This is a genomic window from Maccoyibacter intestinihominis, assembly GCF_040096355.1.
In the GTDB taxonomy this organism is placed as follows: Bacteria; Bacillota; Clostridia; order Lachnospirales; family Lachnospiraceae; genus Maccoyibacter; species Maccoyibacter intestinihominis.
Window position 1 is genome coordinate 304701 of record NZ_JBBMEX010000001.1, and the last position, 25527, is coordinate 330227.

The 25527-nt window shown below is 42.2% G+C and carries 20 protein-coding genes and 1 pseudogene; 19 read left to right on the plus strand and 2 right to left on the minus strand.

Annotated elements, in window-relative coordinates; translation table 11 throughout:
* The first annotated feature begins 7 nt into the window (after positions 1–7).
* The 10 genes from WMO43_RS01440 (at position 8) to WMO43_RS01485 (ending at position 10850) form a co-directional block, all read left to right on the plus strand.
* Positions 8–1084: a PucR family transcriptional regulator gene (locus WMO43_RS01440; RefSeq protein WP_353529493.1), complete on the plus strand. Its 1077-nt coding sequence runs from the start codon at positions 8–10 to the stop codon at positions 1082–1084.
* Between the two features lie 128 nt (positions 1085–1212).
* Complete coding sequence (locus WMO43_RS01445) at positions 1213–3135, plus strand: DNA gyrase/topoisomerase IV subunit B (RefSeq protein ID WP_353529495.1); 1923 nt, start codon at positions 1213–1215, stop codon at positions 3133–3135.
* A 10-nt stretch (positions 3136–3145) separates the two neighbouring features.
* A complete protein-coding gene (locus WMO43_RS01450; RefSeq protein ID WP_353529497.1) occupies positions 3146–5386 on the plus strand; it encodes a DNA gyrase/topoisomerase IV subunit A in 2241 nt (746 codons plus the stop codon).
* On the plus strand, positions 5383–6660 hold the full coding sequence (locus WMO43_RS01455) for a bifunctional folylpolyglutamate synthase/dihydrofolate synthase (RefSeq protein WP_353529499.1): 1278 nt from the start codon (positions 5383–5385) through the stop codon (positions 6658–6660). The genes WMO43_RS01450 and WMO43_RS01455 overlap by 4 nt, the downstream gene beginning before the upstream one ends.
* Before the next feature lie 27 nt (positions 6661–6687).
* The gene (folE, locus tag WMO43_RS01460) at positions 6688–7239 is read left to right on the plus strand and encodes a GTP cyclohydrolase I FolE (protein WP_177962921.1); all 552 of its coding nucleotides are present in this window, start codon (positions 6688–6690) and stop codon (positions 7237–7239) included.
* A 2-nt stretch (positions 7240–7241) separates the two neighbouring features.
* The gene (locus WMO43_RS01465) at positions 7242–7733 is read left to right on the plus strand and encodes an HD domain-containing protein (protein ID WP_353529500.1); all 492 of its coding nucleotides are present in this window, start codon (positions 7242–7244) and stop codon (positions 7731–7733) included.
* A gap of 12 nt (positions 7734–7745) precedes the next feature.
* The gene (gene folP, locus WMO43_RS01470) at positions 7746–8582 is read left to right on the plus strand and encodes a dihydropteroate synthase (RefSeq protein WP_434784157.1); all 837 of its coding nucleotides are present in this window, start codon (positions 7746–7748) and stop codon (positions 8580–8582) included.
* A gap of 6 nt (positions 8583–8588) precedes the next feature.
* Positions 8589–9410 carry a 2-amino-4-hydroxy-6-hydroxymethyldihydropteridine diphosphokinase gene (gene folK / locus WMO43_RS01475; protein ID WP_353529503.1) on the plus strand — a complete coding sequence of 274 codons (822 nt, stop codon included), beginning with the start codon at positions 8589–8591 and terminating at the stop codon, positions 9408–9410.
* Positions 9410–10060 carry an HAD hydrolase-like protein gene (locus tag WMO43_RS01480; RefSeq protein ID WP_353529505.1) on the plus strand — a complete coding sequence of 217 codons (651 nt, stop codon included), beginning with the start codon at positions 9410–9412 and terminating at the stop codon, positions 10058–10060. Before folK ends, WMO43_RS01480 begins: the two co-directional genes overlap by 1 nt.
* The gene (locus WMO43_RS01485) at positions 10047–10850 is read left to right on the plus strand and encodes a CPBP family intramembrane glutamic endopeptidase (protein ID WP_353529507.1); all 804 of its coding nucleotides are present in this window, start codon (positions 10047–10049) and stop codon (positions 10848–10850) included. Before WMO43_RS01480 ends, WMO43_RS01485 begins: the two co-directional genes overlap by 14 nt.
* A gap of 148 nt (positions 10851–10998) precedes the next feature.
* Here the strand turns inward: WMO43_RS01485 and WMO43_RS01495 are convergent, their stop codons facing one another.
* The gene (locus WMO43_RS01495) at positions 10999–11196 is read right to left on the minus strand and encodes a nitroreductase family protein (protein WP_353529509.1); all 198 of its coding nucleotides are present in this window, start codon (positions 11194–11196) and stop codon (positions 10999–11001) included.
* 331 nt (positions 11197–11527) lie between these two features.
* Between WMO43_RS01495 and WMO43_RS01500 the strand changes: the two genes are divergently transcribed.
* The 5 genes from WMO43_RS01500 (at position 11528) to WMO43_RS01520 (ending at position 16315) form a co-directional block, all read left to right on the plus strand.
* The gene (locus WMO43_RS01500) at positions 11528–12895 is read left to right on the plus strand and encodes an MATE family efflux transporter (protein WP_353529510.1); all 1368 of its coding nucleotides are present in this window, start codon (positions 11528–11530) and stop codon (positions 12893–12895) included.
* 12 nt (positions 12896–12907) lie between these two features.
* The gene (locus tag WMO43_RS01505) at positions 12908–13498 is read left to right on the plus strand and encodes a cytidylate kinase-like family protein (protein WP_177962914.1); all 591 of its coding nucleotides are present in this window, start codon (positions 12908–12910) and stop codon (positions 13496–13498) included.
* A 228-nt stretch (positions 13499–13726) separates the two neighbouring features.
* A complete protein-coding gene (locus WMO43_RS01510; protein WP_177962913.1) occupies positions 13727–14362 on the plus strand; it encodes a hypothetical protein in 636 nt (211 codons plus the stop codon).
* Between the two features lie 191 nt (positions 14363–14553).
* Positions 14554–14706, plus strand: a complete 153-nt coding sequence (locus WMO43_RS01515; protein WP_353529590.1) for a TetR/AcrR family transcriptional regulator — start codon at positions 14554–14556, stop codon at positions 14704–14706.
* 331 nt (positions 14707–15037) lie between these two features.
* Positions 15038–16315, plus strand: coding sequence for an ATP-binding protein (locus tag WMO43_RS01520; protein WP_353529514.1), 1278 nt, complete (start codon positions 15038–15040; stop codon positions 16313–16315).
* A 41-nt stretch (positions 16316–16356) separates the two neighbouring features.
* Here WMO43_RS01520 and WMO43_RS01525 read toward each other — a convergent pair.
* Positions 16357–16905, minus strand: a pseudogene (locus WMO43_RS01525) (LysR family transcriptional regulator); the annotation flags it as partial.
* A 49-nt stretch (positions 16906–16954) separates the two neighbouring features.
* Here WMO43_RS01525 and WMO43_RS01530 point away from each other — a divergent pair.
* The 4 genes from WMO43_RS01530 to WMO43_RS01545 all read left to right on the plus strand — a co-directional run bounded on the left by WMO43_RS01530 (position 16955) and on the right by WMO43_RS01545 (position 25402).
* The gene (locus WMO43_RS01530; protein WP_353529515.1) at positions 16955–17107 is read left to right on the plus strand and encodes an aldo/keto reductase; all 153 of its coding nucleotides are present in this window, start codon (positions 16955–16957) and stop codon (positions 17105–17107) included.
* A gap of 156 nt (positions 17108–17263) precedes the next feature.
* The gene (locus WMO43_RS01535) at positions 17264–18649 is read left to right on the plus strand and encodes an MATE family efflux transporter (protein ID WP_353529517.1); all 1386 of its coding nucleotides are present in this window, start codon (positions 17264–17266) and stop codon (positions 18647–18649) included.
* Between the two features lie 690 nt (positions 18650–19339).
* Positions 19340–23893, plus strand: coding sequence for a glutamate synthase large subunit (gene gltB, locus WMO43_RS01540; RefSeq protein WP_353529519.1), 4554 nt, complete (start codon positions 19340–19342; stop codon positions 23891–23893).
* Positions 23894–23908: 15 nt separating this feature from the next.
* The gene (locus tag WMO43_RS01545) at positions 23909–25402 is read left to right on the plus strand and encodes a glutamate synthase subunit beta (RefSeq protein ID WP_353529520.1); all 1494 of its coding nucleotides are present in this window, start codon (positions 23909–23911) and stop codon (positions 25400–25402) included.
* Positions 25403–25527: the final 125 nt, after the last annotated feature.

Sequence of the window (25527 nt, forward strand, 5' to 3'; positions counted from 1 at the left end):
GAAGAGATTGAAAGACAAAAAGCTGCAGGAAGTGTTAACGGAGATCAGGGAAATAGCGGGAATGGATGCGGCACTGTTTTCAGATGCGGCAGAATTGCTCGTGGCACCATTTTCGGATATGAATATACGAAAAACAGATGTAAAAGCCTTTTTGTCTTTGGATCAGGCAGAGTGGCAGCAGGAGGAGTTTTATTTTTTTAAGATTACGATACCGGAAGCGGCTTATGTTCTAGTGTTACCGCAGATTGCCACAGAAACCGTGCTGGTCGGAAGGTTAGCAGTCTGTCAGATACGGAATCTGCTTTCATTAGAAACACAGCCGATGAGCCGGGAGCAGTTCATTTTAGAGGTATTGCATGGAAAGTTGGAACCGACAGAGGTTTTAAATACGATGCAAAGACTGCACATTGCATCTTCTGCATGGATGGTCTATGTCCTTCGGACGGTGGGAAAGACAGAGACTGCCTGTATGGAGACCTTAAAAAATCTTTTTTGTGACAGAAGACATGATTTTTTATTACCGATCGATGAAGAGACGATCGTGCTTGTAAAAGATGTGAAGGATAGGAAAGAACCGTCTGAAATAGAGAGCATCGCATACCGGATCTTAGACAATGTACAGGCAGAGGCCATGCAGCAGTTACACATCGGATACGGCAGACTAGCGGAAGAACTGATCGGGATTTCAAAATCCTATGAGCAGGCATTACAGGCATTAGAGATTGGCAGCATCTTTGAAATGCGGCACAGTGTGATGGCATATGAACGGCTTGGTGTGGGCAGACTGGTCTATGAGCTGCCAAGAGAGTCGGGAGAGCGGTTTTTAGAAGAGGTGTTCTCCGGCAAAGAAGGGGAACTTGAGGAGGAGGATCTGGGTACAATCGAACGTTTCTTAGAGAATAACCTGAATATTTCAGAGACGGCAAGACAGATGTATATCCATCGGAATACGTTAGTATACCGTTTAGAACGGGTACAGAAAATGACAGGACTGGATGTAAGGAGATTTGAGGATGCCATGAAGCTGCGGCTGGCATTGATGATCCGGACAGATCTGAAACACCGGTCTTTACAGGGATTGTAAACAGCTCCGGCAGGTGCTTTTGGAGGATTTCTAAAAGTATCTGCCGGAGAAACTGTGTTGAAAAAAAAAGTAAGGCTGTGCTATACTAGAAAAAGTATGGCAGAAATGAGATAAGGAAGGAAAGAGACATGGCAGGAAAAGAGAAATATGATGCCGGCAGTATTGCAGTTCTGGAAGGGTTAGAGGCAGTTCGTAAAAGACCCGGAATGTATATCGGAAGTGTAACAAGAAAAGGCTTAAATCATTTAATATATGAAATTGTAGACAATGCGGTAGATGAGCATTTAGCAGGCAACTGTGACACGATTCATGTCACCTTAGAGGCAGATGGTTCCTGTACCGTAGAAGATAACGGACGGGGAGTGCCGGTTGGAATGCATGAAAAAGGAATTCCGGCAGCACGTCTGGTATTTACCACACTGCATGCGGGAGGAAAATTCGACGATTCCGCATACAAGACAAGTGGTGGTCTGCATGGAGTCGGTTCTTCGGTAGTCAATGCTCTTTCTGAATATATGGATGTACAGATCAGCAGGGAGGGTGTGATCCACCATGACCGTTACGAGCGTGGAATCCCTGTGTTAGAGTTAGAGAACGGACTTCTTCCGGTGATTGGAAAGACAAAAGCGACCGGAACGAAGATTAATTTTCTTCCGGATGCGGAGATTTTTGAAAAGACGAGGTTTAAAGAGGATGAGGTCAAAAGCAGATTACATGAGACAGCATATCTGAATCCGGCACTGACCATTATCTATGAGGACAAGCGGTTAGAAGAACCAGAAAAGATCGTATTCCATGAGGAGGATGGGATCATCGGGTTTGTCAGAGATCTGAATAAAAAATGTGAAACACTTCACGAGGTGGTCTATTTTAAAGGCGAAAATGAAGGCATTACCGTGGAGGCTGCATTTCAGTATACAACGGAATTCCATGAAAACATTTTCGGATTCTGTAACAATATCTATAATGCAGAGGGCGGAACGCATATTACAGGCTTTAAAACCGTCTTTACGAGTGTCATCAACCAGTATGCGAGAGAGCTTGGGATATTAAAAGAAAAGGATGCAAACTTTACGGGGGCAGATGTCCGAAACGGTATGACAGCCGTTGTATCCATCAAGCATCCGGATCCTCGATTTGAAGGTCAGACCAAGACAAAGTTAGACAATCAGGATGCCTCCAGGGCAACCGCAAAGATTACGGGAGACGAGATACAGCTTTATTTTGATAAAAATTTAGAGGATTTAAAGGCGGTCATTTCCTGTGCGGAACGTGCGGCAAAGATCCGTAAGACAGAGGAAAAAGCCAAGACAAATCTTTTGACAAAGCAGAAGTTTTCCTTTGATTCTAATGGAAAGTTAGCGAACTGTGAAAGCAGGGATGCCTCCCAGTGTGAAATCTTTATTGTCGAGGGAGATTCCGCGGGCGGTTCGGCAAAGACAGCCAGAAACCGTAATTTTCAGGCAATTCTTCCAATCCGTGGAAAAATCTTAAATGTGGAAAAGGCAACGATTGATAAGGTACTTGCCAATGCAGAGATTAAGACGATGATCAATGCGTTTGGCTGTGGATTTTCGGAAGGGTTTGGAAATGATTTTGATATTTCTAAGCTGCGTTATGACAAGATCATCATTATGGCAGATGCCGATGTGGATGGAGCGCATATCTCCACCTTGCTGTTAACACTGTTTTATCGTTTTATGCCGGAACTGATCTCAGAGGGACATGTTTATATCGCGATGCCGCCTCTTTATAAAGCCATTCCATCGAAAGGGCAGGAGGAATATCTCTATGATGATGCCGCACTAGCGAAGTATCGTAAGCGACAAAAAGGCAATTTTACCCTGCAAAGATACAAAGGTTTAGGAGAGATGGATGCGGAACAGCTCTGGGAGACCACACTGGACCCGGAGACAAGAATGTTAAAACAGGTGGTCATTGAAGATGGAAAGATGGCATCGGATGTCACTGAGATGTTAATGGGCTCGGATGTTCCGCCAAGACGAGCCTTTATCTATGAGCATGCAAATGACGCGGAACTGGATGTATAGGAGGAAAAGCATGGAAGCAAGAGCAGAGAATCTAATTAGAACAGAATATTCGGAGGTCATGCAGAAAGCCTATATTGATTATGCGATGAGTGTCATTATTGCAAGAGCTCTTCCGGATGTAAGAGACGGACTCAAACCGGTACAAAGACGTACCTTGTATGATATGCATGAACTGGGAATCCGCTATGACAGACCATATCGAAAATGTGCGAGAATTGTCGGCGATACGATGGGTAAATATCATCCGCATGGTGACAGCTCCATTTATGAATCTTTAGTTGTCATGGCACAGGACTTCAAAAAGGGACTTCCACTGGTGGATGGCCACGGTAATTTTGGCTCGATTGAAGGTGATGGGGCGGCAGCCATGCGTTATACCGAGGCAAGGCTGCAAAAGATCACACAGGAAGCCTATTTAGCCGACTTAGACAAAGATGTGGTAGACTTTGTCCCGAATTTTGATGAGACGGAAAAAGAGCCGGAGGTGCTTCCGGTCAAGGTGCCTAATATCCTGATCAATGGTGCAGAGGGAATCGCAGTCGGAATGGCAACGAGTATCCCGCCGCATAATTTTGGCGAAGTCATTGACGGTGTAAAGGCATATATGAAAAATCCTGACATCAATACCGAGCAGATGATGGAATATATCAAAGGGCCGGATTTTCCAACCGGAGGAATTGTAACAAATAAGGATGATTTACTCTCTATCTATTCTACCGGAAGCGGTAAGATCAAGGTCCGTGGAAAAGTTGAGATTGAAAAAATGAAGGGTGGCAAAGAACGGATTGTCATCACAGAGATCCCTTACACCATGATCGGAGCAAACATTGGAAAATTTTTAAATGATGTCTATTCTTTAGTAGAGACGAAAAAGACAAATGATATCGTGGATATCTCGAATCAGTCCTCAAAAGAGGGCATCCGTATTGTCATCGAGTTAAAACGTGGGGCAGATGCCGAAAATATCTGTAATCTGCTCTATAAAAAGACAAAGTTAGAAGATACGTTTAGCGTTAACATGCTTGCCGTTGCAGATGGAAGACCGGAAACCATGGGAATCGTTCCGATGATTCGTCATCATGTGAATTTCCAGTATGAGATTGCAACAAGAAAGTACAAAACACTGTTAGAAAAAGAGCTTGAGAAAAAAGAAGTGCAGGAGGGCTTAATCAAAGCCTGTGATGTGATTGACTTAATCATTGAGATTCTGCGTGGTTCTAAGAATATCAAAGATGCAAAAGCCTGCTTAGTTCATGGCAAGACCGATGCGATTAAGTTCAAATCCGAGGAGTCAAAGCAGTTAGCAGCGCAGCTTCAGTTTACCGAAAAACAGGCAACGGCAATCTTAGAGATGCGTCTTTATAAGCTCATCGGATTAGAAATCGAAGCACTGTTAAAAGAGCATGATAAGACGTTAAAAAATATTGCGACTTATGAGAATATCTTAGGAAGCCGTACGGCAATGGCAAAGGTAATTATCAAGGAGTTGGAGGCGTTTAAAAAGGAATATGCAAAAGAGCGCAAGACTGTGATTGACAATGTCGAGGCAGCAGTGGTCGAGGAAAAGAAAATCGAAGAAATGGATGTTGTCTTTTTGATGGATCGTTTCGGTTATGGACGAACAGTGGATGTACCGACCTATGAGCGAAATAAAGAGGCGGCAGACAGTGAAAATAAATGCGTAGTTCTTTGTAGGAACACGGATAAATTATGCCTCTTTACCGATACCGGAAAAATGCACAGTATTAAGGTATTAGACCTGCCGTTTGGAAAATTCAGGGACAAGGGACAACCGATCGATAACCTCAGTAACTATGACAGCAGTCAGGAAAATATCGTCTATCTGATGAACTTACAGAAACTTGCAGAACATAAGGTATTCTTTGGAACGAAAAACGGAATGTGTAAAGTTGTGGATGGCAGTGAATTTGATGTTGCCAAACGAACGATCGCAGCCACAAAACTCACAGAGGGAGATATGCTGTTAACGGTGCGTGTCTTAGAAGGAGAAGAGTCATTGATCCTTCGTTCCGATAAAGAGTATTTCTTAAGGTTAGAAGCAAGTGAGATACCACAGAAGAAAAAAGGAGCCGTCGGTGTGCGTGGCATGAGGCTAGCCGCCCGTGAACAGATGCAGGAGATTTATGTTCTGCCACCGGACGGGGAGGAAGTCGTCACCGTGAAAGAAAAAGAGGTGGCACTGCACAGACTCCATATCGGAAAGAGAGATACCAGAGGCGTAAAGAAATGACCTATGAAGAGGCAGCAGAATTTGCAGACAGTACAAAAAAATATGGAAGTATTTTAGGACTAGAGAGTATCCGAAATCTGATGCAGGAACTTGGAAACATACAGGAGCAGCTGCACATCATCCATGTAGCGGGTACGAATGGAAAGGGTTCAGTCTGTGCCTTTTTATCCGCGGCACTGACAGAGGTCGGATATCGGGTTGGACGTTATAATTCTCCGGCAGTATTTGAAAGAAGAGAAGTCTTTCGCATAGGAGAAACGATGATCTCTAAAGAGGAATACGCCGCGGTTTTTGAAAGAGTTCAAACCGCCTGTGAAGTGCTGACAAAGCGGGGATGTCCGCATCCGACTGTCTTTGAGGTAGAGACAGCGGCAGCGTTTTTATGGTTTTATGAAAAAAAATGCGACCTCGTCTTATTAGAGACCGGTATGGGCGGAGAGACAGATGCGACCAATCTGATCACACATCCGGTATGCAGTGTGCTGACTTCGATTGGCATGGATCATATGCAGTATTTAGGAAATACCATAGAAGAGATCGCAAAAGTAAAAGCCGGGATCATCAAAAAAGGATGTCCGGTAGTTGCATTGAAACAGGGTGACAGTGTGTGCGAAGTCATAAAGAACAAGGCAGAGGAATGTGGTTCACGGTGTGTTCTGGTAGAAGTGCCGCAGTATATGCAGGAAGCTCCCATATGGGGAACAACGCTGCAGGATGTACACTATGGATCAGTACATACCGCACTTGGCGGCATATGGCAAAGAGAGAACCTGTCACTGGCATTAGCAGTCTTAAAATTGCTAGAAGAATCCGGTTATCCCATAACGAAAGAAGCGGTGCAAAGTGGGATTGCAAAGACGATCTGGCATGGCAGATATGAAGTTTTGCAGACAGAGCCGCTATTTATCATAGACGGAGCGCACAATCCGATTGCCGCGAAACGTCTGAAGGAGACGATCGAAAAGGATTTTACAAACAGGGAAATTATATATATAATAGGGGTACTTGCAGATAAGGAGCATGAAAAAATGCTGCGTCTTTTATTGCCGGGGGCAAAAGCCGTATTTACGGTCACACCCGATAGCCCAAGGGCTTTAGACGGTGAGAGTTTGGCAAAAGAAGCCCAAAAGTATGCAGACAATATTTGGTATGTGCCGGATATTGGTAAAGCAGTGAAGATGGCAAAGGAAACAGCAAAAGAGTCCGATGTCATACTTGCAGTCGGCTCTTTATCCTATTTAAAAGAAGTAAAAAAAGCCTTAGGACAGGGTTAAGATAAATTGGAAAGCACAGGTGAAGTCATGGACGAAAAGAAAATACAAGAGGGTGTCCGCCTGATTTTAGAAGGTATCGGCGAGGACTGTACAAGAGAGGGGCTGTTAGAAACACCGGATCGTATTGCCCGTATGTATCAGGAGATTTTTGGCGGTATGGGCAAGGATGCAAAGGAACATCTGTCAAAAACCTTTCATGTAAAAAATAATGAGATGGTTGTGGAGAAAGACATTGTCTTTTACTCTACCTGTGAACATCATCTGCTTCCGTTTTATGGAAAGGCACATGTTGCCTATATTCCGGATGGAAAAGTGGTCGGTTTAAGCAAGTTAGCAAGAACCGTAGAAGTCTATGCGAAAAGACCACAGATGCAGGAACAGCTTACCGCACAGATCGCGGATGCGCTGATGGAGCATTTAAAACCACAGGGGGCAATGGTCATGATCGAAGCAGAGCATATGTGTATGACGATGCGTGGTATTAAAAAACCGGGAAGCAGGACCGTTACCTATGTAACGCGTGGCATTTTTGAAAAAGATACAGAGTTACAAAACCGCTTTTTTCAGATGGTGCGTTAAGGATGGAGTATGTAGAAAAGCTGTCAGGAGACAGGGAATACAGACAGTTGTTAGAGCGTTTAAAAGAATTAGAAAAAGATCGGATCTACTGTCATCATGGGATCGGGCATCTATTGGATGTGGCGCGGATTGCCTATATAGAAAATTTAGAAACACAGCTTGGTTTAGAAAAAGAAGATATTTACATAGCGGCGCTGCTGCATGATCTTGGAAGAGTTGATGAGTATGAAAGCGGCATCGGACATCACATTGCAGGCAGAGAACGTGCGAGATATTTTTTACAGAAAATAGAATATCCATGGGAACGGCAGGCGGTAATATTGGATGCCATTACAGAGCATCGCAATAAGGAAAATATTGAGGGGAACGAAGCACCGATGTTTCACAGGATTTTAGCAAAGGCAGACAGGAGATCGAGAAACTGCCGGTTCTGTGACGTATATGAGAGCTGTAAGTGGAGTGTTGAGGAGAAGGAGCACCGCATAGAGCGGTAATTGGAGGATAAGATGAAAAAAAAGATTGAAACGATCGAAATCGGAAACAGGGAATTTGATGTAAAGAATCATACTTATGTGATGGGAATTTTAAATGTGACACCGGATTCTTTTTCTGATGGGGGAAAGTATGATCAGCTAGACCGGGCACTCTTTCATGCGCAGGAAATGATTGACGACGGAGCCGATATTATTGATGTCGGTGGAGAATCCACCAGACCGGGATATACGATGATTTCCGATGAAGAGGAGATCGAGCGCACCGTTCCGGTTGTGGAGGCATTAAAAGAGCGTTTTGATATTCCAATCTCCATTGATACTTATAAGAGTAAAGTGGCAAAAGCAAATATCAAAGCCGGAGTGGATTTAGTCAATGATATCTGGGGTATGAAGTACGATAAGGATATGGCAAAGCTGGTCGCAGATACGAAAGTGGCATGCTGTCTGATGCACAATCGGGACGAGGCTTCCTACAAACATTTTATGAAAGAAATGATCGAGGATATCAAAGAGAGTGTGAAGATCGCCAAAGAAGCCGGTGTAAAAAATAAGCGTATTATTTTAGATCCGGGTGTGGGCTTTGGTAAGACCTATGACAATAACTTAGAGGCGATCCGATGTCTGAAAGATTTAGAGGAGTTAGGTTATCCGGTGTTGCTTGGAACGAGCAGAAAATCGGTGATCGGTCTCAGTCTGGATCTGCCAAGTGACCAGAGAATGGAAGGCACACTGGCTACAACGGTTATGGGTGTCATGCAGGGAGTGGCATTTGTGCGTGTGCATGATGTAAAGGAAAATAAACGTGCCATTATGATGACAGAAGCAGTTCTTGGAAGGAAAGATTTATAAAAAGTAATGGATAAGATTAAGATTCAAAATCTCGAAGTATTTGCGAACCATGGTGTATTTTTAGAAGAGACAAAATTAGGACAGAAATTTTTAGTCAGTGCAGTGCTCTATACGGATACGAAGGCTGCCGGGATGACAGATGATCTGACAAAGTCGATACATTATGGAGAGGTCAGTCATTTTATTACGGATTTTATGAAAAAAAATACCTATCAGCTGATCGAGTCAGCAGCCGAGCAGTTAGCACAGGCAATGCTTTTAACAATCCCGAATCTGAAAAAGGTCTTATTGGAGATCAAAAAGCCATGGGCACCGATCGGACTACCATTAGAATCGGTATCGGTGGAGATCGAGAGGGGCTGGCATGAGGTCTATCTGTCCTTTGGCTCTAACATGGGAGATCGGGAAGCCTATATTAAAACAGCGTTAGATGCATTGGAACATATCCGGGGATGCCGCTTGCGGCAGGTGTCGGAGTTACTTGTCACAAAACCTTACGGTGGTGTGGAGCAGGAGGATTTTTTAAATGGATGCTTAGAATTAGAGACGCTTCTGACTCCACAGGAGCTTTTAGAGGAGCTGCACCGGATCGAACAGGAGGCAGGACGGGAACGAAAGATCCACTGGGGACCGCGGACACTGGATCTGGATATTTTATTCTATGATAAGGAACTGATCGAGACAGAGGATCTGATCATACCGCATGTGGATTTGGAAAACCGCTATTTTGTCTTGAAACCACTGGCGGAAATCGCGCCGAATTTCAGACATCCGATCTTGAAAAAAACAGTGACACAGATGTTAGAAGCAGTGAAGGAGGAAGCCTGATGACAACCATTTTGTTTGATTTAGATGGTACGATCATTAATTCCTTTTTAGGGATTACAAGATGTGTACAGTATGCCTTGAGATCTAAAGGGATTGACGTGGAAAATTTAAAGGATCTAGAGGAATATATCGGGCCACCGCTCAAGCAGACCTTTCAGAAGAACTATGACTTTAGTGATGAAGAGACGATCGATCTGATCCGGAAGTACAGAGAACGATTTGATGTGACGGGGATTTTTGAAAATGAACTCTATCCGGGTGTGGAGCAGACCCTGCTTCATTTAAAAGAATGTGGATATCCTTTGGTATTAGCATCTTCAAAACCGGAGACCGCCTGTGAGCGGATTTTAGAAAAACACGGGTTGTTGTCCTGCTTTGACGAGGTAGTCGGTGCAACGTTAGACGGCAGGATTTCTACGAAGGAACAGGTGCTGAAAGAAGTGTTTCAGCGGATCGGAAGTAATGATCCAAAGGATTATGTCTTAATCGGTGATACAATTTATGACGTAGAAGGTGCAAATAAGGTCGGCATGGATTGTATCGGGGTCAGCTACGGCTTTGGAAAAGCAGAAGATTTAGAACGTGCAGGTGCAGTGAGTGTTTGCAGGGATTTAGAAGAAGTGGAGAGAGTGGTCATTGAAAGATATTAAATGGTACAGGGCGTGGGATATCGTTTATCCGGTTGGAATCTATTATGTATTGATGAATGTTGCAACATTTGTTGTATGCCTCATTGTTCCGTTGACAGATGAAAGTTACGGATTTATCAAAGTATTGACAACGTTGTTTGTGCTGCCGGTCGTCTATGTCATGTATCGGAATGACCAGTTGAGGCGTGGCGTACAAAAGGCAAAAGCGAAGGATTTATTTCTCGATATGGGATCAGAAATCGTTCCACTGCTTGGCATTCTTGTAATGGCAGCCTGTGCAGCAGTTGTTTTGAATAATCTGATCTCATGGACTCCGTTAATGAAGGTCTCTGCAACATATCAGAGTGTAACAAGGAAGTTCTTTGGCGGGGCAGTCATCTTTGAAATTTTAGGACCTTGCATTTTGGTTCCGGTTTTAGAGGAGTATGTATTCCGCGGACTGGTCTACAAGAGATTGCGGGAATGGCTTGGGATGACCTGGGCAGTTGTGATATCCGCAATTATTTTTGGCATGATGCATATGAATATCGTGCAGTTTGTCTATGCCGGATTTTTGGGTGTCTTTTTAGCCCTTTGCGTGGAACGGACAAAGCATCTCTATGGAGCCATTTTGGCTCATATGGCAGCAAATACGATTTCCGTGATCCGCACCGAGACAAACTGGCTGTCATGGATGGATGAATCTTTGCAGGCGCAGGCACTTACCACTGTAGGAATGGGACTGGTATTTATAGGATTGTATCTGCTGGTGTTCTGGAAAGGAAAAGGGGACGGAAAGAAAATAATATGAAAATATATGAAGTAGAAGAGAGGACGCCCTTGGTGGCGCCTCTTTTGAATATTTGGGAAGAAATATGGTATTCAAAATTATGGAATCCGGGAAGTTACAGTCAACGAGCAGAATCCGCAGGCAGTTGGATTTTATGAACATTTGGATTTTAAAACATATAAACGAACCGATCCTGCTGAGGGTGGATGGATTCCGGATAACCGCACGGAATAATGGCAAAAGCGTCTAAATCCTCTGGGATATCCAATACATTTCGGACGGCTTCCATCCGCTTGTTTAGTGGAGCAATTCCAAGCCAGACGGCGCCAAGCTCAAGAGCATCGGCTTCTAAACAAAAAATTTTCAACAGATGCACTCATATCAATCTATGCATATTCAGGCATGGTGCAATTGATGCGGTAACATGCAACAAAAGCAAGGGGTGCATAGCGGCACTGATCATCGTGATTATGACATGGATCAGAAAAAATGCAAGAAGATTTTTGTTTGACTTTTTGGAAAATAAGAAATATAATAATGCATGAACGAGTAGCAGACTAGCGTAAATCCAGTTTTTGCTACTCGTTTTTCTATTTTAAAATTTTATAATGCCGTTAAAAAAGTGTGTAGCTTATCAGCGTAAGTCCAGCTTATGAGTACATACTTTTTTTATGTAGAAAAAGGAGGAGTAAGTTCAAATGGCAGAAAGTAACAAAATGAAAGAAATGCCGGTAAATAAGCTCATGGTACAGATGGGAATCCCGATGATCTTATCGATGGCATTGCAGGCAGTGTACAATATTGTGGACAGTGCCTTTGTTGGAAACATGAAGGTGGGGAGTGAAGCAGCACTGAATGCACTGACACTGGTATTTCCGGTTCAGATGCTTATGGTAGCAGTAGGGATTGGAACAGGTGTGGGAACAAATGCACTTTTAGCAAGGACCTTAGGACAGGGAAACAATAAAAAATCAGCAAAGGTTGCAGGAAACAGTTTATTCCTTGGAATAATTATCTATGTCGTATGTCTGGTGTTTGGAATTTTTGGAGTAAAGGCATATGTTGCGTCGCAGACCGTTGATTTGGAAGTTATTGCAATGGGAACAAGTTATCTTAGAATATGCTGTGTGATTTCTTTTGGAATTATTTTCTTTTCCTTATTTGAAAAACTATTACAGGCAACAGGGCGTTCGCTCTATTCGACCATCGGTCAGGTCGTGGGAGCAGTAGTAAATATTATCCTTGATCCGATTATGATCTATGGGATCGGACCGGTTCCGGAAATGGGAGTGGAAGGTGCTGCGTATGCAACAGTCATCGGTCAGGTTGCATCGGCAGTATTATTATGGATTTTCCATGTAAAATTAAATAAGGAATTTGAGCATGGGGCGAAGTACATGAAACCGGATACCGGAATTATAAAAGAAATCTATGCGATCGGTCTTCCGGCGATCATCGCACAGGCTTTTATGTCTATCATGGTATATGTGATGAATCTGATCTTAAAGTTCACTCCATCCGCACAGACTGCATACGGACTGTTCTATAAAGTACAGCAGTTTGTATTATTCCTTGCATTCGGACTGCGTGATGCGATTACACCGATCATTGCGTTTGCTTACGGAATGGGAAGTAAAAAGCGGATTAAGGACGGAATTAAATACGGTCTCATCTATACAGCGGTCCTGATGATTTTTGGGATTATCATCACAGAGGTTTTCACGGGAGCATTTGCAACACTGTTTAATGCCGGACCGTCCAGAACATATTTTATTGGAGCAATGAGAATTATTTCCATTAGTTTTATTTTTGCAGGAATCAATGTGGCATATCAGGGAATTTATCAGGCGTTAGACGGCGGCATGGAGTCACTTGTGATCTCACTGCTCAGACAGCTTGTGCTCATATTGCCATTAGCAGGAATATTCTCTGTGTTTGCCAGAAATGGTCAGATGGGAGTTTCACTGATCTGGTGGGCATTTCCGATAACGGAATTTGTATCGTGTCTGGTGGGCTATGTATTCTTAAAGAGGATCAGAAAAAATAAAGTGGAAAATTTAGGTTAGGAGGAAACATCGATGTCAAAGAAAATCATTACAATCAGCAGAGAGTTCGGGAGCGGCGGTCGTTTTATCGGCGAAGAAGTGGCAAAGAAACTGGGAATGAAATACTATGACAGGGATATCATCGGACAGATTGCAGAAAAGTCGGGATTTTCACCGGAATACATTCAGGAAAATGCGGAATTATCTCCAAAGAAAGGATTGTTCGCATATGCTTTTGCTGGACGCGATATTACAGGAAAATCGGTGGAAGATATGGTATATGAAGTGCAGCGAAAAGTGATTTTGGAAATCGCAGAAAAAGAAAGCTGTGTGATCATAGGGCGGAATGCAGATTTTATCTTAAATGACAGAGATGATGTGTTAAATGTATTTATACATGGAGATAAGGCAGAAAAAGTAAAGCGAATATGTAAATTATATAATGTTACGGAAGCGGATGCTCTGAAAATGATGGTAGATATTGATAAAAGACGTATGACAAATTATCGTTTTTACACAGACCGGAAGTGGGGAATGGCAGGCAATTATACGTTGTCTTTGAACAGCTCTGAGCTGGGATATGATATGTGTGAGAAAATAATAATGGATTGTGCAACACTATAGGAATCAGGGACAGAATAACTCAAAAGGGTTATCCTGTCCCTGATTTAATGAGTATTAAATGTTAAAAAAGCATTACATATAGTCCTTCATATCAGTTTCATTTTGTGCTATACTGGTTTATATTATTTCCCTGATCTGTATTTTCCATTATCCGATTTTAGAATGCCCTGTGGGACGATATGCACAAGGGAAAACAGGAAAATCCCAATCAGGATTTACGGAGGTAAAATGAAACAATTTTTGGAAAAAGTCAGGACAGCACAATGGCAATCACTCCCAAAACAAATCATAGCAACAACAGGGGTGGTCCTGTTGGGCTTTGCCCTTGGAGTATTACAAAAATGGATGGATGGTTCTTCCGATAATCTGTTTCCGGTGTGGATACAACAACTGGATATCGGAAATTATTTTGGACGCCTGGCAATATGGATTTTATTGGCGACCATTATTTCTGTGTATTCCAAATCTCCATTAAGAGCATCCGTTAATACTTTTCTGTTTTTTATCAGTATGTTGGCAGGGTATTACCTCTATTGCAATTGTGTTTTAGGTTTCCTGCCAAGGACGTATATGAGGATATGGATATTCATGTCTTTTGCATCGTTTTTTATGGCATATATATGTTGGTATGCAAAAGGTGAAGGGATCATTGCGATTCTGATATCCGCTGTGATCCTTGGCGTATTATTTGCACAGGCATTTTGTATTACACAGGGATTTTATGTGTTTCATTTTATGGAGGTTATCACATGGATCATTGGTGTGATTATCATGTGTCGAAAACCAAAAGAGTTTGTTGCGGAGCTGGGACTATCCGTGATCATAGCATTTTTGTATCAATTAGTGATCCCTTATTTTGGGTAGAGGTAACTTACGCCGGCACTGTATTCGCAGAACCGGCGTTTTTTACGTTATAGGAAATACCGTGTTACGTTAAAGTGTGAAAATTGTGTTTTCTATAGAGCAAAAGCCATTCGGGCGAAGCACACTGTTGTTCTCTAATTTTTACAATACAAATTGTAATTGAATCGTTAGAAACAGCACTTGCATCTCTCATTGAAACAAAAAATTTTTCGGAAATATCTATTAGTGAGTTGGTGAAAAAAGCAGGAATCGCAAGATCTACTTTTCATCGAAACTACGAGTGTAAAGAAGATATCATAAGGTTCTCTATCCGAAGAACCCTGAATGAATTTTCCATGCAATAAAATAAACACTTGTTAGATATTTATGGAACAGAAATGTCAGTGCAAGACAAAATACACTTGTTCGGACTTTCCAGTGCACAATATAATATTATTTTTAATCGGGCTCTTAACAGAAGCGATAATGAATCCTATATGAAAGTACTTAACAGGTATTTGCATAAAAATCGGTAAAAGGATAAGACTAAGTAGTAAAATGCGGAATGAAAATTGCGAAAAGTGCGGAATAGAAATTATAAAAAGTGCGGAATAGAAATTATGAAAAGTGCGGAATAGAATTGACAAAATCAGAAATAGAAAGATATAATGATACAGAATCAGGAGGTGCAGACTTATGCTTACACCGGAGGGTTATAAATCCAGACTAGTGGAAAAACAATTTGATGAATATATGCAAACCTTTGGAGCAGTTTGTATTGAAGGACCGAAATATTGCGGTAAAACCTGGACGGCTAGAAGCAGGGCTAAGAGTGCAGCCTTTGTAGGAAATCCGGAAAATAATTTCCAAACGAGGACAATGGCACAGATCAGTCCTGATTTAGTATTAAAAGGAGATTTACCGCGTTTGATAGATGAATGGCAGGAGGTTCCGTCGCTTTGGGATGCTGTCCGTTTTGAAGTTGATAAAGACAGCAGAAAAGGAAAGTATATTTTAACCGGTTCTGCAACACCAAACCATAAGGGGATTATGCATAGTGGAACGGCAAGAATCAGTAAAGTCAGGATGAATACCATGTCTTTATATGAAACAGGGGATTCTACAGGAGAGGTGTCATTAAAAGATTTGTTCTGTGATAACATGGAAAATAAAATCACGGGAGAGGTTACACTGGAACGTTTGATCTACTATGCGGTAAGAGGTGGATGGCCGGGAAATTTAGAAACACCGGAAAAAACCTGTGGAAAGTTGGCAAAAGAATATCTTAAAACAATTGTTGACGATGATATGTTTAGTGTGGACGGTGTAAAGAGAGATTCACGCAAAGTATGGTCATTATTGCATTCACTGGGTAGAAATGAAAGTACTTTAGCAGGTAATAGTACACTCCGAAAAGATATGGGAGCAAAGGATGAAATAGAAATTGACCGTGATACAATTTCTGATTATCTGGATATTTTTCAACGTTTGTTTATTTTGGATGATCAGCCGGCATATAATACAAATCTTCGGTCATCAAGAAGAATTTTAAAATCTGCAAAAAGACATTTTACAGATCCTTCTTTGGCAGTGGCAGCATTGGGTGCTACACCAAAGATGCTGTTGAATGATTTGAATACGTTTGGATTTATCTTTGAGAGCTTGTGTGAACATGATTTAAAAATATATGCCGAATATCATGATGCAAATTTGTTTCATTTCAGAGATGAAAGAAGGAATGAAGCAGATGCGATTGTTGAATTTCCGGATGGTACCTGGGGAGCATTTGAAGTAAAATTAGGAGCGAACCAGATAGATGCTGCAGCAGAAGAATTATTAAAACTAAAGTCAATTATGGAAAAAGAAGGAGATACGCCACCTAAACTTTTATGTGTTATATGTGGAATGTCTAATATGGCGTATAAGAGACCGGATGGGGTCTATGTTGTTCCAATTACGGCATTGAAACCATAGCAGCAGGAGAGTAGTTTTTATACAGTAGTTTGTAATGAAACCTATACCTCCTGCCCCAGCTTTTCCAATGTCTCTGCAAATCGCAAAACATCCTCAGGAGCATGGTTACTGTATAACAGACCATAAGGAATACTGTAATGCCAGTTGACCGGAATCGTTACTAGGCCCGGATGGACATCCTGCCAGCATTCGATGGTGAGCAGGACATTTCCTGTCTCGGCACAGCGGTTGAACACCGACAGGTCGTAAAATTGCGGGGTATCTTCAATGTGGATCAGCGGGTGGTTTTTTTCTAAATCATTTCTTATAAAATCATTGACACCTGAGTCACCGCGGCAAACCATCATCAGTGTTTCACCATACAGATCCTCGATTTCAATGCAGCTTTTCGATGCAAGGGGATGTTCCCTTGATATGGCGATCATTTTCTGATACCTTCCAAGCGGTAAAAAACGGCACAGGGAAAGCCATGCTTTCGAATCACAGACACCGATCAGAAAATCAAATTTTTCTCCGAGTTTTTCGATTTCAGATCAAATCCCCTCATGATCATCCTCAAAAGGAACAAGATGCAGTTTGTAATCAGGAAAAGATATGAAGAAGGAAACAGGGAAGCCTGGAGAGCGTTAGAAGAAGCGTATGAAGCCGGAAATAAAAGCGATGGCTGATAAGTACGGTGTGACAGTTCCGCAGCTTTGCATAAGGTATACGATCCAACTTGGAACCGCATCACTTCCAAAGACTGCAAATCCAAAGCATATAGAAACGAATGCAGATGTGGATTTTGATTAGAATAATAAAAAGAGTGCCTGAAAGAGTGCTTATTAAAAAACGCTTTACGGAAAGTGAAGCGTTTTTCCTATTTTAAATTTCAGATTCTGTGGTACAATACTGTCTGGAAAACAGAAAGATAATAAATAATAGAATGTCAGGAGAGACGTAAAAGTCATGGAAACAACGAAAAAAACAAAAGAAATGGATATGCTAAATGGAGGTCTGGCAGGAAAACTGATCCTGTTTTCCATACCACTGGCATTTAGCAGTATTTTACAGCAGCTATTCAATTCGGCGGATGTAGCTGTAGTTGGAAGATTTGCAGGAGACAGGGCATTAGCAGCAGTAGGAAGCTGTGTAGCGTTAGTTGGTATTTTTGTAAACCTGATCGTGGGATTTTCCGTAGGACCGAATGCAGTGTTAGCAAATCTGATCGGACAGAAACGAAGAGATAAGATCAACAGGATGCTGCACACGATCATGGCATTCGGACTGATAGCAGGAGTTATTTTAATGGGATTGGGAATGCTGTCTGCAAAACCGATACTGGAGGTGTCGGGTACACCGGAAAGCGTGATGAATGAAGCACTTTTATATATCAGAATCTATTTTATCGGTATACCGTTTATGATGATCTACAATTTTGGTTCTGCTGTCTTAAGAAGTTTTGGCGACACCAGAAGACCGATGTACTATCTGATCTTATCGGGAACTGTCAATGTAATATTGAATCTGATCTTAGTCATTTATTTCAAACTCGGGGTGGCAGGGGTCGCCATTGCCACGGTAATATCCAATATCCTGAGTGCGGGACTGGTATTGATCTATTTATACTGCAGAGAGGATGAATTTCAATTCAGACCACAGAGGCTGCATATAGAAAAAGAAGATTTAAAAAAGGTGCTGGTGATCGGAATCCCGGCAGGAATACAGGGAGCGATTTTTTCTATTTCTAATGTGTTTATACAAAGTGGGATCAACTCCTTTGGAGAAGATGCCATTGCGGGTTCATCACTGGCCTTGAATTTTGAATATTTTACTTATGATATTGCAGCCGCTTTTGCACAGGCAGCAGTAACATTTACCAGCCAGAACTATGGAGCCGGAAATCTGAAACGGTGTAAAAAAATTTTTGGACTCTGTATGCTGTTTGGAATTGGTTTTACAGAGATTTTAAGCATCATATTTATCATCTGGGATGATTTTTTCGTAAGTATTTATACGACGAGTGCAGCAGTAGCTGTCTATGGGATCATAAGGATGCATCATGTGTGCCTGTTAGAAGGTGTAACGGCTACCTATGAAGTGGGAAGTGCCTCGTTAAGAGGAATGGGAAAATCCATAGAACCGTCCATTATCACGATTTTAGGGACTGTAGTATTTCGAATGATCTGGATGGTTACGGTGTTTAAAATGGTTCCAACCTATGATATGTTGATGAATGTTTATATTGCTTCCTGGATATTTACAGGTGGAGCGATTTTTGTGGTATATTTTTTACATATGAAAAACATAGAAGCAAATGCAGCGAATAAAGCTTTGTGTAACACTTCACTTTGATGCATTTTTTATGAGGATAAAAAAATGAGAACAACACATGTGGTCGTGAGGCCCTATGATAAAAAATGGAAAACGGATTTTGAAGACATAGAAAAAGAGATTCATTAACAAAAGCGGAATTTGATACTATGATGCAAACCGGTTTTATGCAGGCGAAGAAGGACGACTCTGTTTCGGTGGAGGAGGTTTTTGAACAACTGAAAGCGGAGATATAGTAAGAAGAAATATGAAGTAAAAGTTACCAGACAGGCGTTAGAACAGATGGAAGCAATAAAGTACAGGTAATCGCAATTATTTATGGTAAGCGAGATCAGATGAAGCGGCTTGCCAATATGGATATGCAGTAATGAAACAAAATATTGTATCTATATGGAATGGAGCCATTTATATATGGCTTCATTTTTGTTTTTAATGACAAACAATTCTGACACAATTCTAAAAAACTCCACGATTCAACCAACGTGATCACAAAAAACTTTCAACAAGACCATTACTAAATTGTTCCAAATACAAAATATCAAACGAAAAACAATGCTATATTATCAGATAATAAATGCAAAAATAAATAATAGTCAAATTATCAGATAATATAAAGAAAAAAACTGTTTACACGCAAAAAAAATAGGTGTATCCTAGTTATTAAGAACGACACAGCGTACACGAAAGCAGGAAACGCAGAAAGGATGACGTATGAGAACACAGGTAAATGAGAGTAACGCCAAAGCACAGGGTTTATATGATCCAAGATTTGAACATGATAACTGCGGAATCGGTTCTGTCGTGAATATCAAAGGTATTAAGACGCATGAGACCGTAGAGAATGCACTGAAGATTGTAGAGAATTTGAAGCACAGAGCAGGTAAAGATGCGGAAGGTAAGACCGGAGACGGTGTAGGAATCCTTCTTCAGATTTCCCATAAGTTTTTCAAAAAAACGTGTGAACCGTTAGGAATCTGCTTAGGAGAAGAGAGAGATTACGGAATCGGAATGTTTTTCTTCCCGCAGGAAGAGCTGAAACGGAATCAGGCAAAGAAAATGTTTGAGGTCATTGTAGAAAAAGAGGGCATGGAGTTCTTAGGCTGGAGAGAAGTGCCGACGGACCCAACGACATTAGGACAAAAAGCAATTGACTGTATGCCGTATATCATGCAGGGATTTGTAAAAAGACCCAAGGACTGTCCAAAGGGAATTGATTTTGACAGAAAGCTCTATGTTGCAAGACGTGTATTTGAACAGAGTAATGACAACACCTATGTGGTATCATTCTCAAGCAGAACGATTGTTTACAAGGGAATGTTCTTAGTAGAGCAGCTTCGGTTGTTTTTTAAAGATCTGCAGGATAAAGATTACGAATCTGCAATTGCAACCGTACATTCACGTTTCTCCACGAACACCAATCCAAGTTGGGAGAGAGCGCATCCAAACCGTTTTATCGTACATAACGGAGAAATCAATACGATCCGCGGAAATGCTGATAAAATGTTAGCCCGTGAGGAAACCATGGAATCCGAACATTTAAAGGGCGAGCTGCAAAAAGTTCTTCCGGTGGTCAATACTGCAGGTTCTGACTCCGCAATGTTAGATAATACCTTAGAATTCCTTGTAATGAGTGGAATGGATCTGCCGCTTGCCGTAATGATCACGATACCGGAGCCATGGGCAAATAACAGCATTATGAGTCAGAAGAAAAAAGATTTTTACCAGTATTATGCGACGATGATGGAACCGTGGGACGGACCGGCATCCATTTTGTTTTCTGATGGCGATATCATGGGAGCGGTTTTAGACCGTAACGGACTCCGCCCATCGAGATACTATATCACAACGGATGATTATCTGATTCTGTCCTCCGAGGTCGGTGTCTTAGAGATTGAGCCGGAGCGTATCAAAGTTAAAGAGAGACTTCGTCCGGGAAAAATGCTTTTAGTTGACACCGTCAAGGGTGAGGTCATTGACGATAATGAGTTAAAAGACAGTTACGCAAATATGCAGCCGTATGGTGAATGGTTAGACCGGAACTTAGTGGAATTAAAAGACTTAAAGATTCCGAATGAGCGTGTCATTGAGCACAGAGGCGAGGATTTGAACCGATTGCAGAAAGCCTTTGGTTATACCTATGAATCTACCAAAGATACCATTTTGCCGATGGCAAGAAACGGAGCAGAATCCATTGCGGCAATGGGAATTGACTCACCGATACCGGTATTGTCCAAAGACCAGCAGCCACTGTTCAACTATTTTAAACAGCTGTTTGCACAGGTTACAAACCCGCCAATCGACTGCATCCGTGAGGAAGTGGTAACTTCCACTACCACTTATATCGGAAAAGACGGCAACCTCTTAGAGGAAAATGCAATCAACTGTCAGGTATTAAAGATACACAATCCGATCCTGACCAATACGGATTTAATGAAGATCCGTTCTATGAAGCGTGAAGGATTTAAGGTAGTTACCTTACCGATCACTTACTATAAAAATACCAGTCTGCAAAAGGCATTGGATCATCTTTTTGTAGAAGCAGACCGTGCACATAAAGACGGAGCCAATATCCTGATCCTTTCCGACCGTGGTGTGGATGAGAACCATGTGGCAATCCCGTCACTGCTTGCCGTAGCAGGTCTGAACCAGCATTTAGTTGAGACGAAAAAGAGAACCAGCCTTGCTGTTATCTTAGAGTCCGGCGAACCAAGAGAGGTACACCATTTTGCAACATTGCTCGGATATGGAGCCTGTGCGATCAATCCGTATTTAGTACAGGATACCATTAAAAACCTCATCGATGAGCATATGTTAGATAAAGATTACTATGCAGCGATCGATGATTACAACAATGCAGTCATACATGGAATCGTTAAGATTGCATCGAAGATGGGAATTTCCACGATCCAGTCATATCAGGGTTCTAAAATCTTTGAGGCGATCGGAATAGATTCAGAGGTTATTGATAAATACTTCACAAACACGGTCAGCCGTATCGGAGGAATTACGTTAGAGGATATTGCAAAAGCCGTAGATATCCTGCACTCCGAGGCATATGACCCGTTAGGACTTGCAACCGATATGTCCTTAGATTCCAAGGGACGTCATAAGATGAGAAGCGGAGCAGAGGAACATTTGTACAATCCGCAGACGATCCATCTGTTGCAGGAGTCCACAAGACGTGGAGATTATAACCTGTTCAAGCAGTATTCCAAACTGTTAGATGGTGAAAAGAGAGCTTTAAACATCCGTGGCCTTATGGATTTCAACTATCCGAAAAAAGGGATTCCGATCGAAGAAGTAGAAAGCGTGGAATCCATTGTCACAAGATTTAAAACAGGTGCGATGTCCTATGGTTCCATTTCACAGGAGGCACATGAGACACTTGCGATTGCAATGAATACCCTTCATGGAAAATCTAACTCCGGTGAGGGTGGTGAGAGTCTTGACAGACTTGAGATCGGAAAAGACGGACGCAACCGGTGTTCCGCAATCAAACAGGTGGCATCCGGACGCTTCGGTGTTACCAGCCGTTATCTGGTCAGTGCCAAAGAGATTCAGATTAAAATGGCACAGGGAGCAAAACCGGGCGAAGGCGGACATCTTCCGGCAGGAAAGGTCTATCCGTGGATTGCAAAAACCAGACATTCGACACCGGGTGTAAGTCTGATATCACCGCCGCCACACCATGACATCTATTCTATTGAGGATTTAGAGCAGTTAATTTTTGATTTAAAAAATGCCAATACGGATGCCCGTATTTCCGTAAAATTAGTATCCGAGGCAGGCGTGGGAACAGTAGCAGCCGGTGTTGCAAAGGCAGGAGCACAGGTGATTCTGATTTCCGGCTATGATGGAGGTACCGGAGCGGCACCGAGCAGTTCAATTCATAACGCCGGACTTCCTTGGGAGTTAGGACTGGCTGAGACGCATCAGACCTTAATCATGAACGGACTGAGAAACAAGGTCAGAATTGAGACAGACGGAAAACTGATGACAGGAAGAGATGTTGCCATTGCAGCACTTCTTGGAGCAGAAGAATTTGGATTTGCAACCGCACCGCTTGTAACCATGGGATGTGTGATGATGCGTGTCTGCAACTTAGATACCTGTCCGGTCGGAATTGCAACACAGAATCCGGAGCTTCGCAAACGTTTTAAAGGAAAACCGGAATATGTCATCAACTTCATGCACTTTATTGCAGAAGAACTTCGTGAATATATGGCAAAACTCGGTGTCCGTACCGTAGATGAGTTAGTAGGACGTTCTGATCTGCTCAAGGTTCGCGAAGGACTCGATGAAAGAGAGCAGAAAGTAGATTTATCTTCTATATTAAATAACCCGTTTGCAGGACCAAAACAGAAGGTAACCTTTGACCCGAAACAGGTATATGACTTTGAATTAGAAAAAACAGCCGATGAGCGTATTTTGATGAAGCAGTTAAAGACAGCACTAGACACCAAACAGAAACGCAGCATTGATGTGGAACTGACCAATACTGACCGTTCCTTTGGTACCATCTTTGGTTCCGAGATCACAAAGAAGTATCAGGATACCTTGGAGGAAGATAACTTTATTGTAAAATGTAAGGGAGCCGGCGGACAGAGCTTTGGAGCATTTATACCAAAAGGTCTGACCTTAGAATTAGTCGGTGACAGCAATGACTACTTTGGAAAAGGACTTTCCGGCGGAAAATTAGTGGTATACCCACCGGCAGGCTCCACCTTTAAACAGGATGAAAATATCATCATTGGTAACGTGGCACTTTATGGAGCGACCAGTGGAAAAGCCTTTATCAACGGTGTAGCAGGAGAACGTTTCTGCGTTCGTAACTCCGGTGCAGTTGCCGTAGTAGAGGGTGTTGGAGACCATGGCTGTGAGTACATGACCGGAGGCCGTGTCGTGGTACTTGGAAAGACCGGAAAGAACTTTGCGGCAGGAATGAGTGGAGGAATCGCTTATGTACTCGATGAGGACAGCGACCTCTATATGAGAACCAATAAAGAAATGGTGTCTATGCAGGAGATTACATCAAAATATGATGTCTTAGAATTAAAAGAAATGATTAAAGAGCATGTGGCATTGACCAATTCCGATAAAGGAAAACGGATTTTAGACCACTTCAGTGAATATCTGCCGAAGTTTAAGAAAATTATTCCGTTTGATTACAACCGTATGTTAATGACCATTGTCCAGATGGAGGAAAAAGGTCTGAATGCGGAGCAGGCACAGATAGAAGCATTTTATGCAAATACGAAGAGATAGGAGGGAAATGGAACGATGGGAAAACCAACAGGATTTATGGAATACGACAGAGAGGAAACTATAGCCGTTGAGCCAAAGGAGCGTATCAAGAATTTTAATGAGTTCCATATACCTCTCTCAAAAGAAAAACGCCGTGAACAGGGCGCGAGATGTATGGACTGCGGAGTGCCGTTCTGCCAGTCCGGCATGGAACTGATGGGCATGACATCCGGCTGCCCGCTTCACAACTTAGTACCGGAGTGGAATGATTTAGTTTATGAAGATAATCTGAAACGTGCCTATGAGCGCCTGATCAAGACCAACAACTTCCCGGAATTTACTTCCCGTGTATGTCCGGCACTCTGTGAAAAAGCATGTACCTGCGGATTGAACGGAAGCCCGGTTTCTGTCCGTGAAAATGAGAACAGTATTATTGAGAATGCCTATGAAAAAGGATATGCAAAGGCAAGACCGCCAAAGGTAAGAACGGATAAGAAGATTGCAGTCATCGGTTCAGGGCCTGCGGGACTTGCAGCAGCAGACCAGTTGAATAAAAGAGGTCATTCCGTGACAGTATACGAAAGAGATGACCGTGTTGGCGGACTTCTGATGTATGGAATCCCGAACATGAAGTTAGAAAAACGCTTTATCGAGAGAAAAATTGAAGTGATGAAAGAAGAGGGCGTGGAATTTGTTACGGGAACGGATATCGGAAAAGATATCAAAGCAGCAAAAATTTTAAAAGAGTATGACCGTGTCATCTTAGCCTGTGGTGCGAAGAATCCAAGAGATATCAAGGCAGAGGGAAGAGATGCGGAAGGCATTTATTTTGCGGTAGATTTTCTTACCTCTACGACAAAGAGCCTGTTAAATTCGGATTTGAAAGACCAGAAATATATCTCAGCAAAAGGGAAAAATGTCATCATTATCGGTGGTGGTGATACCGGAAATGACTGTGTCGGAACCTGTATCCGTCATGGAGCAAAGAGTGTGACACAGCTTGAGATGATGCCGAAAGCACCGGATGAAAGAGCCGAGGACAATCCATGGCCGGAGTGGCCGAAAGTCTGCAAGACAGATTACGGTCAGGAAGAAGCAATTGCTGTCTTTGGTCATGATCCAAGAATTTATCAGACGACAGTCAAAGAATTTTTAAAAGATAAAAAAGGTGCAGTCTGCGGAGTCAAGACCGTAAAGTTAGAGAGCAAAAAGGATGAAAAGACCGGACGCATGGTGATGACGGAAGTAGCCGGTTCGGAAAAAGTGCTGAATGCCGAACTGGTATTGATAGCAGCAGGATTTTTAGGAACACAGAAATATGTGGCAGATGCATTTGGCGTAAAGCTCAATGAAAGAACCAATGTTGCGGCTGATCAGGAAACTTATGCGACCAGTGTGGAAAGAGTCTATGCAGCAGGCGATGTGCGAAGAGGCCAGTCTTTAGTAGTCTGGGCGATCCGCGAGGGCAGAGAAGTGGCAAGAGCAGTGGACGAAAGTCTGATGGGATATTCTTATCTGTCCGTACAGTAAAAAGCCTTTATGTATAAAATTGCCCTTTATGGGAGAAAACAATTGTAAAATTCAAGGTTCACAAATCTATATAAAATGTGCTACAATAAAACTTAGTTATTATATATAGAAGTAACAGGTGGAAG